The organism is Nocardioides albidus, assembly GCF_006335005.1.
Lineage (GTDB): Bacteria > Actinomycetota > Actinomycetes > Propionibacteriales > Nocardioidaceae > Nocardioides > Nocardioides albidus.
The window spans coordinates 132330-147733 of record NZ_VDMP01000018.1 but is presented as its reverse complement, the minus strand read 5'-3'; the positions used below and the strand labels follow the sequence as shown (position 1 = coordinate 147733).

16 protein-coding genes are annotated in these 15404 nt (G+C 72.0%); 7 read left to right on the top strand and 9 right to left on the bottom strand.

The genetic code is table 11. The features are described 5' to 3' along the window. Positions 1 to 256 (top strand): hypothetical protein (locus tag FHP29_RS05845; RefSeq protein ID WP_158296489.1); only part of this gene is annotated, 256 nt, incomplete at its 5' end. A gap of 145 nt (positions 257 to 401) precedes the next feature. Continuing rightward, entirely contained in the window at positions 402 to 1103 is a 702-nt protein-coding gene (locus FHP29_RS05840; RefSeq protein WP_205013906.1) for a response regulator, read from the top strand. Between the two features lie 68 nt (positions 1104 to 1171). Here the strand turns inward: FHP29_RS05840 and FHP29_RS05835 are convergent, their stop codons facing one another. From FHP29_RS05835 to flgN, 8 genes are all read right to left on the bottom strand, one after another. Next, a complete protein-coding gene (locus FHP29_RS05835; RefSeq protein WP_139621904.1) occupies positions 1172 to 3463 on the bottom strand; it encodes a methyl-accepting chemotaxis protein in 2292 nt (763 codons plus the stop codon). Beyond that, a complete protein-coding gene (locus FHP29_RS05830) occupies positions 3460 to 3960 on the bottom strand; it encodes a chemotaxis protein CheW (RefSeq protein ID WP_240044338.1) in 501 nt (166 codons plus the stop codon). Before FHP29_RS05830 ends, FHP29_RS05835 begins: the two co-directional genes overlap by 4 nt. Then, positions 3957 to 6146, bottom strand: coding sequence for a chemotaxis protein CheA (locus tag FHP29_RS05825; protein ID WP_139621903.1), 2190 nt, complete (start codon positions 6144 to 6146; stop codon positions 3957 to 3959). Before FHP29_RS05825 ends, FHP29_RS05830 begins: the two co-directional genes overlap by 4 nt. Before the next feature lie 335 nt (positions 6147 to 6481). Beyond that, a complete protein-coding gene (locus FHP29_RS23235) occupies positions 6482 to 6727 on the bottom strand; it encodes a carbon storage regulator (protein ID WP_139621902.1) in 246 nt (81 codons plus the stop codon). A gap of 178 nt (positions 6728 to 6905) precedes the next feature. Then, a complete protein-coding gene (gene fliW, locus FHP29_RS05815; protein ID WP_240044337.1) occupies positions 6906 to 7295 on the bottom strand; it encodes a flagellar assembly protein FliW in 390 nt (129 codons plus the stop codon). A 41-nt stretch (positions 7296 to 7336) separates the two neighbouring features. Further along, on the bottom strand, positions 7337 to 8227 hold the full coding sequence (locus FHP29_RS05810; RefSeq protein WP_139621900.1) for a flagellin N-terminal helical domain-containing protein: 891 nt from the start codon (positions 8225 to 8227) through the stop codon (positions 7337 to 7339). 10 nt (positions 8228 to 8237) lie between these two features. Beyond that, positions 8238 to 9641, bottom strand: a complete 1404-nt coding sequence (gene flgK, locus FHP29_RS05805; protein ID WP_139621899.1) for a flagellar hook-associated protein FlgK — start codon at positions 9639 to 9641, stop codon at positions 8238 to 8240. Continuing rightward, positions 9641 to 10132: a flagellar export chaperone FlgN gene (flgN, locus tag FHP29_RS05800; protein WP_240044336.1), complete on the bottom strand. Its 492-nt coding sequence runs from the start codon at positions 10130 to 10132 to the stop codon at positions 9641 to 9643. Before flgN ends, flgK begins: the two co-directional genes overlap by 1 nt. 287 nt (positions 10133 to 10419) lie before the next feature. Here flgN and FHP29_RS05795 point away from each other — a divergent pair, with 287 nt between their 5' ends. From FHP29_RS05795 to FHP29_RS05775, 5 genes are all read left to right on the top strand, one after another. Continuing rightward, entirely contained in the window at positions 10420 to 11265 is an 846-nt protein-coding gene (locus FHP29_RS05795; protein WP_240044335.1) for a sigma-70 family RNA polymerase sigma factor, read from the top strand. A gap of 123 nt (positions 11266 to 11388) precedes the next feature. After that, the gene (locus FHP29_RS23095) at positions 11389 to 12519 is read left to right on the top strand and encodes a flagellin N-terminal helical domain-containing protein (protein WP_139621898.1); all 1131 of its coding nucleotides are present in this window, start codon (positions 11389 to 11391) and stop codon (positions 12517 to 12519) included. A 94-nt stretch (positions 12520 to 12613) separates the two neighbouring features. Beyond that, complete coding sequence (gene fliD / locus FHP29_RS05785) at positions 12614 to 13957, top strand: flagellar filament capping protein FliD (protein ID WP_139621897.1); 1344 nt, start codon at positions 12614 to 12616, stop codon at positions 13955 to 13957. Between the two features lie 7 nt (positions 13958 to 13964). Then, positions 13965 to 14354, top strand: coding sequence for a flagellar export chaperone FliS (gene fliS / locus FHP29_RS05780; protein ID WP_139621896.1), 390 nt, complete (start codon positions 13965 to 13967; stop codon positions 14352 to 14354). 20 nt (positions 14355 to 14374) lie between these two features. Next, complete coding sequence (locus FHP29_RS05775; protein ID WP_139621895.1) at positions 14375 to 14722, top strand: hypothetical protein; 348 nt, start codon at positions 14375 to 14377, stop codon at positions 14720 to 14722. Between the two features lie 120 nt (positions 14723 to 14842). On the opposite strand, the gene FHP29_RS05770 is transcribed toward FHP29_RS05775, so the two are convergent. After that, positions 14843 to 15404 (bottom strand): HNH endonuclease signature motif containing protein (locus tag FHP29_RS05770; protein ID WP_192903973.1); only part of this gene is annotated, 562 nt, incomplete at its 5' end.

Below are 15404 nucleotides of genomic sequence, written 5' to 3'. Positions count from 1 at the left end.
GCACCTCGTCGTGCACGACCCGGTCGCCGGGGAGCACTTCACCGCCGTCGTGGCCGACATCGCCTTCGAGCTCGCCGACACGTCGTACCGCCTCGAGATCGGCACCCGGATCACCTCCGAGGAGGCCACCGAGTGCCTCGCGCCGCGCACCCAGGACGAGCGTCTCACCACCCAGGACATCGTCGCCCTGCTCGCCGAGCTGCGCCGCAGCGAGCGCGACGTCTCGGCCGCGCTGGCCGACCTGCGCGCCCGCTGAGACCCTCGACACCGGCCGTGCCGGCCGGGTGGCACCGCCGTTCGGCCAGGGGGACATAGTCCCAACAGACCATGCCCGGAAATCCTCCGGTCCCAGCTGTCCCGATGCCATCGCCCTGGGACGTGTCTGCCCGCAGAATCGTGGTGTGCCTGTACAGAACCCGATCCGCGTCTACATCGTCGACGACCACGAGGTCGTCCGCCGGGGCGTCGCCAGCCTGCTCGCGACCGACCCCGAGCTCGAGGTGGTCGGTCAGTCGGGAAGCGCGACCGTGGGCCTGCGCGAGATCCTCGAGCTGCGACCCGACATCGCCGTCCTCGACGCGAACCTCGCCGACGGGACCGGCGTCGACATCTGCCGCGAGATGCGCTCGGTCGACCCGAACATCAAGGCGCTCATCCTCACGACGTACGACGACCCGGACGCGATCTCCGCGGCGATCCTCGCCGGCGCCTCCGGCTATGTGCTGAAGCGGATCGAGGGCAACTCGCTGCTCAACGGCATCAAGCTGGTCGCGGGCGGCCACTCGCTCATCGACCCCGCGGTCGCCAACCGCGTCGTCGAGCAGATGGAGATGCAGCGCAAGTCGCTCGACGTCATCTGCGAGCTCACGCCGCAGCAGCGCAAGATCTTCTTCCTCATCGCCGAGGGCATGACCAACCGGCAGATCGCGGAGAAGCTCTACCTCGCCGAGAAGACCGTCAAGAACCACGTCACCGGCCTGCTCGCCCGGCTCGGCCTCCAGCACCGCACCCAGGCCGCGCTGCTCGCCGTACGACTGCGCGGGGCCGACGCCGCCGCGCCGCTGGGCTCGATCGCCCCGGCCCCCGACCGCCGGGTCGGCTGAGAGCCCGCCTGCCCCGTACGCAGAAGAACCCCCGCCACCTCTCGGTGGCGGGGGTTCTTCATATCCGCTCAGATCTGGAAGCGACCCACCATGTCCCGCAGTTCGCCGGCGACGCCGGTCAGCTCGGTGGCGGAGCTGAGGGTGTTCTGGGCGCCCTCGCGGGTGTCGGCGGCCGCGGTGGCCACCTGGGTGACGTCCTCGGCGATGCCGTTGGCGCCGGCGGCGGCCTCGGTGACCGAGCGGGCGATCTCGTTGGTGGTGGCGGTCTGCTCCTCCACCGCGGAGGCGATCGTCGACTGGATGTCGTTGATCCGGGCGATCACGTCGGCGATCCGGCTGATGGCCGAGACGGCGCCCTGGGTGTCGCTCTGGATGGCCTCGATCTTCTGGCCGATCTCCTCGGTCGCCTTCGCCGTCTCCTTGGCGAGCTCCTTGACCGCGTTGGCGACCACCGCGAACCCCTTGCCGGCGTCGCCGGCCCGAGCGGCCTCGATGGTCGCGTTGAGGGCGAGCAGGTTGGTCTGCTGGGCGATCGAGGTGATCACCTTGATGACCTGGCCGATCTCGGCCGAGGACTCGCCGAGCGAGGCGACGGTGCCCTGGGCCTCGGAGGCCACGGTCACCGCGTCGGTCGCGACGGTCGCGGCCTCGGTGGCGTTCTTGGCGATCTCGCGGATCGAGGCCGTCATCTCCTCCGCCGCCGTGGCGACGGTCTGGATGGACGCGGACACCTGGACCGACGCGCTCGACGCGGACGCCGCGCGGTCGGAGGTCGTCGAGGCGCCCTCGCCCATCCCCTCGGCCAGCGAGGTGAGCTGGGTCGCGGCCGCGCCGAGGGTCTCGGCGGCGCCGCTGATGTTGCCCATGCTCGAGCGCAGGGTGGACATCAGCCGGCGCAGGCCCTCGGCGACCTGGCCGACGGCGTCGTCGCCGTCGATGGCGAGCTCGCGGGTGAGGTCGCCCTCGGCGGCCGCGGACACGACGTCGAGGATCTGGGTGACCTTGCCGGCAAGCACGGCGGCCGCCTCGCGCTCGCTGACCTCGCGGTTGACCCGGGCGATGGCCTGGGAGACCAGGCGCCCGATGTTGCGCAGGGCATCGAGGCGCTGCGCGCTCGGCTCCAGGGTCTCGGTCGCGAAGAAGTCCATGGTGCCGACGACCTCGCCGTCGACCACGATCGGGAAGCACACGCCCGACTTCACACCGACCCGCTGGGCGACGGGCGCCCGCACGCAGTCGGTCATCTCGCCGATGTCGCGGGTGAAGAACAGGTCGCGCTGGGCCCAGGCCCGGCCGGACAGGCCGATGCCCTCGGCGAAGGACGCCTGCATGGTCACCTGGCGGAACTCCGGCCCGGCATCGCCCGACTCCCGGTCGAACTTCAGCAGCCGGTCGGCCGGGTCGACGCTCCAGTACGAGCCGTAGGCCCAGCCGAACTCGCCGCGCACCGTGTCGAGCGCGACCTGGACGGCCGCGTCCGCGTCGGCGGCGGCGGCGAGCGCAGCGAGAACCTTGTTGACCGCGGAGGTGTCGGCTGCGGCCTCGGTGCTCTCGCGCTCGATCCGCAGCCGGTCGGTGATGACCTCCCACGTCGCCATCGCCCCGACGTACGCGCCGTTCGTGTCGGTGATCGCGCTGACGAGCAGGTCGAGCGTCTGGTCGCCGACCCGGATGTCGGCACGACGCGGCAGGTGGTCGGCGGTCGCGAGGAGACCGCGCTGGTAGGCCGGGTTCTTGTGGAAGATGTCGAGGCTCGATCCGACCACGTCGTCGGCCTTGACCGGGAGCACGCCCTCCAGGCGGCGCAGGGTGTTGAGCGAGGCGGGGTTCATGTACTGGATGACGAAGTCGAGGTCCGCGAACATCATGTTCGTCGGGCTGTTCTCCATCATCGAGCTGGCGATCGCCATCTGCTGCTCGGTCCGCACCCGGTCGGTGACGTCCTCGAAGACGGCCAGCGCGCCGACGTACGTCCCGGCGCCGTCGTGGACCGCGGTGAACGACACGTCGTGCGTCGTGTGCTCGGAGACGACCCGGTCGGTCAGCGGCAGGTGGTCGGCGCTCGCCGTCACCCGCGCGCCGAGCTCGGCGTGCAGGTAGATCGCCTCGAAGGAGGCGCCGATCAGCGTGTCCGGGTCGACCTTCGGGATGTCGGCGCCGCCGGCAGCGAGCTCTCTGCGCGCCTGGCGGTTCACGAACCGCACCCGATAGTCGGGGCCGACGACGAAGGCGCCCCTGTCGAGCGCGTCGTACAGCGCGAAGTCGACCGCGGGCGCGGCAGTGCGGGCCTTGCGGGCCGTCGGGCTCGAGGTCCGGGTGGGGCCGGTGCCGTTCACAGGCGGGTCCAGGGTCTCGGTCACGGGTTTCCTCCGGTGGTGTCGGTTGTGGTCGCGACGTCGACCGCGCGGTCGGCGTCGAGGACGAGCAGGATGGAGTCGGGCAGGGGACGGACGCCGCGGACGACGTCCTGGACCTCGCGCGGCATGGTGGACGGGGTGGGCTGCGGGTCGCCGCCGCCCGACTCGCCCGGGTCGATCACGTCGCCGATGTCGTCGACGAGGAGGCTGACCACCTCGCCGCGGCTGCGCACGATGACGTTCATCGGCAACTGGTCGTCCTCGCGGTCGGGCAGGCCCAGACGCACCCGCAGGTCGACGGCGGTCACGATCTGGCCGCGCAGGTTGATCAGCCCGGTGACCGCACGACTCGCGCGCGGCACCGGCGTCATCGGCTGGCGCCGGAGCACCTCCTGCACGTCGTCGACGGCGACGCCGAAGAAGAGTCCCGCGACCCAGAACGTGCAGTACTGCTCCGCGGCGCGGTTCGCGGTGCCGGCGGTCGTCATGGTCGTGCTCATGCCGGGACCCCCGATCGGGCGACGACGGCGTCGAGGTCGACCAGGTCGGTGACCCGGTCCTGGACGACGGCGCTGCCGGTCACGCCGGTACGACGACCGACCTCGCTCGCGGTGACGGCGACCTCGACGACGTCGAGGACGCGGTCGATGACGATGCCGACGGCGCCCGCGGCCCCGGCGGCACCCGCGGCGCCGGCGATCTCGTGGACGACCACGCTGATCTGCTCGCCCTGGTCGCTGGTGTCGGGCAGACCGATGGCGGAGGCGAGCCGGACGAGCGGCAGGATGCCGTCGCGGTACTGGACGACCTCGGCGGACCCGCTGCGCTCCACCCGGTCGCGGCCGAACTCCTCGAGCCGCGCGACCGCCGCCAGCGGCAGGGCCGCGCGGCGTCCGTCGGCGACCTCGAGCACGAGCAGCGCGGTGCGGTCGTCGGCTCCGGCACCGCGGCCGTCGGTGGACTCCTGCTGGGTCGCGCCGACCCCGACCGTGCCGGCGATGCCCGCCACGTCGAGGATGAGCGCGACCCGCCCGTCGCCCATGATGGTGGCGCCGGCGTACATCGCCAGTCCCTTGAGCTGTCGGCCGATCGGCTTGACGACGATCTCCTGGGTGTCGTGGACCTCGGAGACGCACAGCCCGAAGCGGACGTCGTCGGACTGCAGGACGACGACCGTGAGCGCGTCGTCCTCGAGAGCCGTGCCGCCGAGGGTCTCGGCGAGGGAGACGAGCGGGAGCAGCTTGCCGCGCAGGCGCAGCACCGGCGCGCCGGCGAGATCCTCGACCTGGCGGCGGAGGTCGTCGCCCTCGATCCGGACCAGCTCGACGAGGTTGGCCTGCGGGATGGCGTACCGCTCGCCGCCCTCGCCGACCACGAGGGCAGGGATGATCGCGAGGGTCAACGGGATCCGGACCCGGGTCGTCGTACCCCGCCCGGGCTCGGAGGCGACGTCGACGCTGCCGCCGATGCGCTCGATGTTGGTGCGCACGACGTCCATCCCGACGCCGCGGCCGGAGATGTTGGAGACGGCGGCGGCCGTGGAGAAGCCGGGCCGGAAGATCAGCCCGAGCACGTCGCGGCCGTCCATCCGCGCGAGCTGGTCACGGGTGACGACGCCGCGCTCGACTGCCACCGCGCCGATCGTCGCCGGGTCGATGCCCGAGCCGTCGTCGGCGATCTCGACGACCACCTGGCCGGACTCGTGGTAGGCCCGCAGGGTCAAGGTGCCCTTCGCGTCCTTGCCCGCGGCGCGGCGTACGTCGGGCGGCTCGATGCCGTGGTCCAGCGAGTTGCGCACCAGATGGGTCAGCGGGTCCTTGACCGCCTCGAGCAGGCTTCGGTCCAGCTCGGTGTCGTGACCCTCCATCACCAGCTCGACCTCGCGGCCCAGCTGGTGGGACAGGTCGCGCACCACCCGCGGCATCTTCGACCAGACCTGGCCGATGGGCTGCATGCGGGTCTTCATGATCGACTCCTGCAGCTCGCTGGCCACCAGGTCCAGGCGCTGGCTGGCGCGCACCAGCTCGGCGTCCGTGGAGCCGAGGCTGCGCTGCAGCAGCTGGTTGCGGGTCAGCACCAGCTCGCCGACAAGGTCGACGAGGTCGTCGAGCAGGTCGACGTCCACGCGGACCGAGGCGTCGACGACGGCACGGCGCTCCACGCCGTCCCAGCCGTCCGACTGCCCCGGCTGGTCGGGGTGATCGGGCTGGTCGGGGTGCTCGGGGTGCTCGGGCTGCTCGAGGTCGGTCGCGGGAGGCTCGGGCACGGGTGCCTCGACGGCCGGTGCCTGCGGCTCCGCGGCCAGCAGGCCCTCGATGACGGCGACGACCGGGACGACGTCGACGGCCGGGTCGGTGTCGTGGCCGGTCCGCTCGATCACGTCGAGCAGCACCCGGACCGTGTCGACCATCGCGAGCAGGCCCTCCGCGATCGGGGGCGTCATCACGACCTCGCCGTCCCGCAGTCGCGACAGCAGGGTCTCGCCCACGTGGGTCAGCTGCTCGAGGCGGTTGAACGCCAGGAACCCGCTGGTGCCCTTGATGGTGTGGATGGTGCGGAAGATGCTCGAGAGCCGCTCCCGCGAATCGGGCTGCTGCTCGAGCTCGACCAGGTCGCGGTCCAGCTGGTCCAGGTTCTCGTGGGACTCCACGAGGAACTCGGCGATGATCTCGGCGTCGTCGTCCATCGGCCCTCCCTTCAGGCTCGCTCCCCCCGATCGGCTCCGAGGGGGGTGGGGTGAGGCGAGTCAAGAGAGTTGGGATCTAGTCCCGGCGGGGCGTCAGCCTTGGGGTGTCGGCTGCGGGTGTCGGCTGCGAGGCGCTGGCCGCGGGGCGCTGTAACACGTTGTTCGCTGCTCTACCAGCCGCAAGACTTCGCTTGAGGGGGTCTGGATGCGGCTGCTACAGCAGACACGGGTCGCGTAGAGCAGCGAACAACGTGTTACAGCAGACACAGGTCGCCCAGGTCGGCCAACAACGTGTTACAGCACACCGGCCCCGGCGCGCTCGGGCAGAGAGGTGATCAGGTGCGCGAGCGGAGGGCCTGGCTGAGGGAGGCGACGGCGTCGTCGGGTGGGGAGGCGGCGTCGGCGTTGGCGTCGGCGAGCTCGGCGAGGAGCTCGGCGCGGTGGACGGCGACGGAGCGGGGCGCGTCGATGCCGATCCGTACGACGTCGCCGCGCACCTCGAGGACGGTCACGGTGACCGCCTCGGGCGAGCCGCCGCCGATGACGACGCTTTCGCCGATGCGACGCGAGAGAACCAGCACGTAGCCGAGGTTAGCGGGTCAGGGCGGATCCGCCGATGGGTGGCGTAGCGAGCGGCATCCCACGGGTGTGGTCGCAAGGCGTGGACGCGCCGACGTGCTGGTCCGCCCATCGAGCGTCCGCAACGCAGCGCGCGCGCCCGTGGGGCGCCGGCGGCAGGCAGCCACCGGCGGATCCGGCCTATGCGACGAGTGGTGCGGCGAGAGGGAGGTCGGCGTCGTCCAGGATGATCTGGCTGGCGCGGCGGGTCGTGGGATTGACGACCAGCGGAGCGCGGAGGTTGACCGTGGTGTCGGCCAGGGTGGCGCCGGCGCGGACCACGAGCAGCACGAGGACGTCGTCGGCGGTGCTCTCGTCGATGCCGAGCTCGGCCGCGGTGTCGTCGTCGAGGTCGAGGGCGTAGTCGGGGTAGAACGGCGCCGGCGGCACGACCACGAACTGCAGGTCCGAGCTGTCGAGCGAGCGGAAGCCGTGGAGCACGCCGTCCTCGTCGAGGCGCACCAGCGCGAAGCGCTCGTCGTCGGGGAACCCGGGCATCGGGTGGGCCAGCTCGATGACGGGGAGGTCCATGCGCTCCATCATCGCAGGCTGGGCCGTCACAGGCTGGGCCGTCATCGCAGGAAGTCCAGCAGGCTGGGCTGGATGACGCGCGAGGTCGCGGCCAGGGCCGCCTGGTAGGCGACCTCCTGCACCTTGAGATGCATGGTGGTCTCCGCGAGGTCGGCGTTCTCGATCGAGCTGAGGCCGTTGGCCAGGGACATCGAGGCGTCGGCGGCGGCCTGCTGCGACTGCTCGAGGCGCTGGTAGCGGCTGCCGGCGGCGGCCCGCACGCCGGTCACGGTGCTCTCCCGTGTGCGCAGGACGTCGACCGAGGCCCGGACGGCGGTCGTGTCCCCGGCGCGCAGCGCGGTCGAGAGGGCGGCCAGCTCGGCGAAGACCGAGCCGGCGCCGTCACCGAACACCGTGCGTCCGTCGACGTCGACCTGGACGACGACGTCGTCGGCGACGCGCCGGTTGACCTGGCCGGCCACCCCGACCCAGGTGCCGCTGTCGTCGTAGGCGCGCCCCGCGCCCGTGACACCGCCGAACACCGGGCGCTGGAGATAGCTGGCGTTGCTCTCCCCGAGCAGCTGCTCCCGGATCCCGTCGACCTCGATCGCGAGCGCGTCGCGGGCCTGCTGCCCCATCGCGCCGCTGTTGGCACCCTGGAGAGCCAGGTCCCGCGCCTGTCGTACCGACGACGTGACCGCGGCGAGCGAGTTGTCCACCTGGGTGAGCCAGCCGATGCCGTCCTGGGCGTTGAGGGCGTACTGCCCCTGGTCGGCGACCGAGGTGCGGATCCGCATCGCGGCCGTGGTGCCGGTGGGGTTGTCCGAGGGGCGGTTGATGACCCGCCCGGTCGAGAGCTGCTCCTGCAGGGAGGCCATCCGGCCGAGCCCGCGCTGCAGGTTGGCCAGCGAGCCCTCGCTCATCATGCGCTGGGTGACGCGTCCGATCGTCATGGCGGTCCCCCTATCGGCCCACGAGGCCGGTGCGGTTGATGAGCGTGTCGAGCATGTCGTCGAGCGTGGTCATCACGCGCGCGGCGGCCTCGTAGGCGCGCTGGGCGGTGACCATGTTGACCGTCTCCTCGTCGAGGTTGATGCCCGCCTGCTGCTCGCGGGCGTCGTCGAGCGCTCCGGAGAGCGAGGTCTGGTTGGCGGTACGTCGGTCGAGGGCCGCCACGTCCGTCCCGAGCCCGTTGACGAGACGCTGGTAGGCGTCGGGGTAGGTGCCGACCCGGCTGAGCAGGTCGGCGTTGCCGCCGTCCAGCGCGCCGCCGGGCAGGGCGGAGGCCGCGAGCCTCGAGGGGTCGGTGATCGCCACCTGCAGGCTGGCGGCTCCGACGAGCGGGTCGTAGGCGAACAGCGGCGCGCCGGCGACCCCGTTCGCGTCGTACCCCGCCGCCTGCTGGGTGTTCAGGGTGGCGGCGAGGTCGGCGGCCACGGCGTCCAGCCCGGCACGGTACGACGGCAGCCGGGTCGAGAGCATCTCGGTGACGCCGCCCAGCTCCCCGCCGGGTCCGGCCGCCCCGGACGGGAGCACGGTGCTGCCCCACGGCGCGTCGATCCGGTAGGAGATCGGCGATCCGTCCGCGGCACCGGCGGGCGTGATGCCGGAGGCCAGGACGAACGTGCCCGCGTCCTTGCCCTGCACGAGGGCGTTGCCCGCGACGGTGACGGTGAACTGCCCGTCGGGCTCGACGGTGGTGACACCGCCGGCCAGCTCGGCGATGCGCAGCGCGAGCTGGTCGCGGCGGTCACGCAGGACGCCGGCGTCGGTGCCGTTCTGCTCGGTCACGAGGATGTCGTGGTTGAGGCCCGCCAGGCCGGCGGCGGCGCTGTTGACCTCGCTCACCAGGTTGATGGCGTGGATGCGCTGGTCGGCCTCCTCCCCCGCCACGTGGGCGACCTGTCCGCGCAGTGCCTGGGCGAGCGTCTCCGCCCGGCCGAGCACCTGCTGGCGCGCGGCGGTGCCGTCGGGGTTGCGCGAGAGCGCCTGCCAGGAGTCCCGCAGGTCCAGCATCGCGGCGTGCACGCCGTGGGGGCCGGGCTCCGCCACGCCCTCCTCGATCCGGGACAGGATCGTGCTGCTGGTCGCGAGATAGGAGAGCAGGCCGTGCTCGCGGCGTACCCGCGAATCGAGGAGGGGATCGGCCATGCGGCGTACCTCGCCGACCTCGACGCCCTCGCCGTGGCCGTCGTAGCGCGACCACATCGCAGGCTCCGCACTGCTGACGGACGCCCCCACGACCCGGCGGCGGACGTAGCCGTCGGTGTTCGCGTTGGCGATGTTGTTGCCAGCCACGTCGAGGGCGACCTGGTTGTAGCGCAGGCCGGTGAGCGCGGTGCTGATCGAGCCGAACGAGCCGGCCATCACAGGCTCCGGTCGAGGAGGTGGGGCCGGGGGACGTCGGCCACGACGGTCCCGGCGTGGGTGTAGCTCGCCGTCGACGTGCCGCCGATGGCGAGCAGGGTCTCGCGCGCCGAGCGATAGCCGGCGGTGAGCAGACCCCGGGCGTCCTCGGACGTCTCGGCGATGTCGCGCGCGATCGCGACGAGCGTGTCGCGGTGGTCGCGCAGGATCCCCCGCCAGGGATCGCTGGCGGCCTCGGCGAGCGCGGCCAGGGACGGGTTGGGGGTGAGCCCGAGGACGGCGGCCGCCTGGTCGGCGGCGGTGGCCCGCAGCACCTCGGTGGCGCGCAGGTCGTCGAGCAGGTCCTCGATGTCGCGGGTGGCGTTGACCAGCCACCGCGTGCGCCCGCTGGCGAGCACCAGCCGCTCGACCTCGAGGCGATAGGCCAGCGCCTCGAGCATCTCGCGCTCCCGCCACAGGACCTGGGACAGCTTGTCCATGTCCGCTGCCATGTCCCCTGCCATGTCCCCCGCGATGTCCCCTGCGATGTCCGCTGTGTCGTCTGCTGTGTGGACCACGACGATTCCGACCTCTCCGTCCGCCCCGAGCTGCGGGGTCACTCGTGCCGTCCCATCGCCCGTCCGGGACCGGACCTGAGGATTTCCGACGATCGGAGGGCGTGGGGTTGTCCGGCCGGGCCACCCGAACCCGGGACCTGGGTCCCTATTCGTCCGACCGACCGGCCCGTTGGCTCCCATTGACCTGCGCGCCGCCCACGCGGACCAGCAATGTCGTGCTTGTGAACGCGAACGAGGCCACCGCCACCACCTCGGGTACCGACGAGCTGATCACCAGCCACATGCCCCTGGTCGGGCACATCGTCAGGGAGACCATGGGACGCGTGCCGTCCCACGTGAACCGTGACGACCTGACCTCCGCCGGTCTGACCGCCCTCGTCCTCGCGGCCCGCGCGTTCGACGCGGCCCGGGGCGTCCCCTTCGACAGGTACGCCGCCACCCGCATCCGCGGCGCCCTGCTCGACGAGCTGCGCTCGGTCGACTGGGCGTCGCGCTCCGTGCGCCGCCGGGCCCGCGACCTCGCCGAGACCCGCAACCAGCTCGCCGTGGTCCTCGGCCGCACCCCCTCGCTCGCCGAGGTCGCCCGCGCGGCCGGGCTGAGCGAGGACGAGGTCGCGGCCAACGACGACGACGTCTCCCGGGCGCAGGTGCTGTCCCTGCAGGGCTCGAGCACCACCCCCATCGAGGAGCTGGTCCCGACCCGGGCGCCGTCCCCGGAGGACCTCCTCGAGCACGGCGAGCGGCTCACCTACCTCCGCGAGGCGATCGCGGAGCTCCCCGACCGGCTGCGGGTCGTGGTCGAGGGCTACTTCTTCGCCGAGCGGCCCATGGCCGACATCGCCGAGAACCTGGGCGTCACCGACTCCCGGATCTCGCAGATGCGTGCCGAGGCCCTCTCCTTGCTCCGCGACGCGCTCAACCACGAGCTCGAGCCCTCGCTCGTCCAGCAGACGGGCAAGGCCGGCGGCGTGGCCCAGCGGCGCCGGGAGTCGTACTTCGCCGCCGTCGCCGCCCGGCACGCGGCCGGGATGCGCCGGGGCGTCAGCCCGCTCGACGCGGTCGGCTGATCCGCGACGGCGGGCCGACAAAACCGCTCAGGTACGCCGCCGGCGTACCGAACACCAACCCGAAGGGCGACCACGGACGGTCCCCGAGCAACACCAGTGACCTGAATCCAGGAGGGAAATATCATGGGTCTTCGCATCAACCAGAACATCGAGGCCACCAACGCCTACCGCAACCTGTCGGTGACGCAGGGTCAGCTCTCGAAGTCCATGGAGAAGCTGTCGTCGGGCTTCCGGATCAACCGGGCCGCCGACGACGCCGCCGGTCTGGCGATCTCCGAGGGCCTGCGCTCGCAGGTCGGTGGCCTCAAGGTCGCCGTCCGCAACGCGCAGGACGGCATCTCCGTCGTGCAGACCACGGAAGGCGCCCTGACCGAGGTCCACTCGATCCTGCAGCGCATGCGTGACCTCGCCGTGCAGGCGTCGAACGACAGCAACAACGGCTCGGCCCGCGCCAACATCAAGGCGGAGGCGGACCAGCTCACCTCCGAGCTGACCCGGATCGGCAACTCGACCAACTTCAACGGCACCAACCTGCTCGACGGCAGCGCGGGCACGCTGAACTTCCAGGTCGGGGCCGACGGCGACGCCAACAGCAACATCGCCGTCAACCTGTCGAGCGTCAACGTGGTCTCCATCGCCGGCAACCTCGGCAGCGCGGGCGCCACCTTCGAGGTGCTCACGCCGACCGACGTCACCGGCGCGATGGCCTTCTCCGCCACCGACGGCACCACCACCGACACCGCCACCGTCACCCTCGGTGCGGCCGGGACGTACACCAACGTGCAGCAGGTCGCCGACGCCCTCAACGAGGACAGCGCGTTCTCGGCGAGCTTCAGCGCCTCGGTGGACAAGGACAGCAAGCTCGTCGTGTCGTCGAAGAACGGTCTGACCGTCGACGTCGCCACGGGTCCGGGCACGGGCGTCGCCAACGGCGCCGCCACCGCGGGCGGCCTGTCGTTCGCCACGCACGCCAGCGCCCAGGCGGCGATCTCCACGATCGACACCCAGATCAACGCCGTCTCGACCGCTCGAGCCAACCTCGGTGCCTACCAGAACCGGTTCGAGCACACGATCGCCAACGTCAACGTGGCGATCGAGAACCTGTCGGCCTCGGAGTCGCGCATCCGTGACACCGACATGGCCTCGGAGATGATGAGCTTCACCAAGTCCCAGATCCTCTCGCAGGCTGGTACGGCGATGCTCGCCCAGGCGAACTCCGCCCCCAACGGTGTTCTTCAGCTGCTCCGCGGCTGATCCTTCCGGAGTCTCCGCTGGTGCCGGTGGGGCCCTCGGCCCCACCGGCACCAGCTGTTCCTCGACCTTGCCCTAGAACTGCTCGGAGGACTCGATGGCGACATCCAGCATCGGCGGCCTGGCCAGCGGGCTGGACACCGCCACGATCATCAGCCAGCTGATGTCCCTCGAGGCCGCTCCCCAGGCCAAGCTCAAGAGCCGCCTCGTCTCGGAGCAGAGCCAGCTGTCGGCGTACCAGCAGCTCAATGCCCGGCTCGCCACCCTGGGCGGCACCTCCGGATCCCTCGCCACGTCGTCGTTGACGACCGGCACGTGGGCGAGCCTCAAGACGATCTCCTCGAACGCCGCGGTCACCGTGAGCGCCGGCACCAGCGCCACTCCCGGCTCCTTCAGCGTCGCCGTCGGCCAGACCGCGCTCAACCACCAGCTCGCGTTCACCGACGCGCATGCCAAGAGCGACGTCGTCACCGGGTCCGGCACCAACGTCGTCCTCAAGCGCGACGGCCAGGCCGACGTCTCGATCACGACCGCCGGCGGCACCCTCGACCAGGTCGCTGCGGCCATCAACGCAGCCGACAGGGGCCTGCGCGCCACCCTGGTCAAGGTCGGCAACACCGACGGGACCGACCGGTTCCGGCTGCTCGTGGAGTCCACGACGACCGGCGCGGCCACCGGCTTCGAGCTCACCGCGGGCGACGGCTCACCGCTCCTGGGAGGGGCGACGGTGCGGTCCGGCCGCGACGCGTCGATCTCCATCGGCGGCATCACCGCCACCTCCCCCACCAACACGTTCACCGACATCACGCCCGGCGTCACCATCACGCTGGGGGCGACGGCCACCGGCACCTCGGACGTCGTGATCAGCCGCGACGCCGCGGCCCGCTCGGCCGCCGTCAAGGCCCTGGTGACCGACCTCAACGGCCTCCTCGACGCCATCGGGACCGCCACCGCGCACAACAGCGACGCCACGAAGGCCGGCGTGCTGTCCGGTGACAGCACGCTGCGCGGCGTCGCCTCGGCGCTGGCACAGACGGTCTATCCCGCCGACGGCACCAGCCTGGCGGCGTACGGCGTCCAGGTGGACCGGTACGGCAGGTTCACCTTCGACGAGGCCAAGTTCGCCGCCGCCTACAGCGCGGACCCCGACGCCGTGAGCGCCGCGATCACCGGGACGACCGGCTTCGCCGCGCGCGTCGAGAAGGTCGCGAAGACCGCCAGCGACAAGTACGACGGCCTCGTGACCAGCGCGGTCAACGGCAAGAACGCCGCGATCGGCCGCCTCAAGGACAGCATCACCGCCTGGGACGACCGGCTCGCGCTGCGGCGCACCTCCCTCGAGCGGCAGTACACCGCCCTCGAGACCGCGCTGTCCCAACTGCAGTCCCAATCCACCTGGCTCGCCGGCCAGCTCTCCGCCCTGTCCAGCTCGAGTCAGTGAGGACGCCATGAACACCGCCAACGTCACCACCGCCCGGGCGGCGTACCGCTCCAACGCCGTCGCCACCGCATCGCCCGCCCGACTGCTGGTGATGCTGGTGGAGCGGCTGGTGCTCGACATCGAGCGCGGTCACAGCGCTCAGCTCAGCGGGTCCTGGGAGGACGCGCACCGCAACCTGCTGCACGCCCAGGACATCGTGGTCGAGCTCGAGTCGAGCCTGCGCGTGGACCAGATGCCGGGGGGACGCGAGCTCGCGAGCGTCTACGAGTACCTGCGCAACCGGCTGGTCCTGGCCAACGTACGCCGGCAGCCGAGCGTGACGGCCGAGGCCCTCCTGCTCGCCCGCCAGATCTGCGACACCTGGCGTGAGGCGGCCATGGCGGCCGCGGTCTCATGACCGGTCCCATGACCGGGCCCATGACCGGGCCCATGACCGGGCCGGAGCCTCCCGCACGCCCCCGGACCTGGACCGAGGCATTGGACCGGCCCGAGGCGCACGCCGACCGCGCCGAGCGCATGCTGCGCGGCGGGGCGGCCGACGCCACCGGGACGACGGTCGAGCCGTGGCTGCCGCCCACCGATCTCGGTCCGATGCCCAGCCACCTGGTCCAGCGCGCCCGCGGCCTCCTCGCCCGTCAGCAGCGGCTGATGGCCGCCATCCCCCACGTCCTCGCCGACACCCGCGGACAGCAGCAGGTCGCCGACCGCGTCGGCCGGGCGACGACGAGCTCACCGCTGCCGGTCTACCTCGACGTCACCGCCTGACGTCCGGTTCCGGTGGGTTGAGGTGCGAGGAGCCCTGGCGCCGAGCTCGGAGCCTCCGGGCAGCCCCGGCGCGCCGATGTCCCCGCGAGCAGGGGCTGGCGGGGTGTGGGGGCGGGGCGGCTACTCGTCGGGCGGGTCGCTGGTGTCGTGCACGGGGTGGGTGCCGCGGTGGTCGACCCGGAAACGGAATCCGGTCGGGCTGGTCCAGACGTAGGTGCCGGGGGGGGGGATGTCGTAGCGCCAGCGGGAGTGGGTCTTCGCGCGATGGTGCCGCCTGCAGAGGGCGACTTCGTTGCACGGGCAGGTCTGACCGCCCTCGCCGTAGGGACGGTGGTGGTCGATGTCGCAGCGTTGGGCGGGTCGGGTGCAGTGCGGGAACCGGCAGGTCTGGTCCCGCAGTGCGACCCGAGCCTTATGGCGGTCGGGGATCTCGGAGGAGCCGACGGGGACGTGGTCGGCCAGGTCGATCACGGGCCGCACGATGATGGTGCTCTGGCGGGTCCGGAGCCATTCGCGGATCTGCGCGCTACTGATCGGGCACCGGCCTTCCTCCCATCGCCCGACCGGGTTCGGGGACCGGTCGGTGGTGAGGGTGGTGTCGGTGATGTGGACGTTCAACACGACCTTGCGGCCGGGCACGGTGGCGACGACCTCGCCGGTGTCGCGATCGGGGATCAGCAGG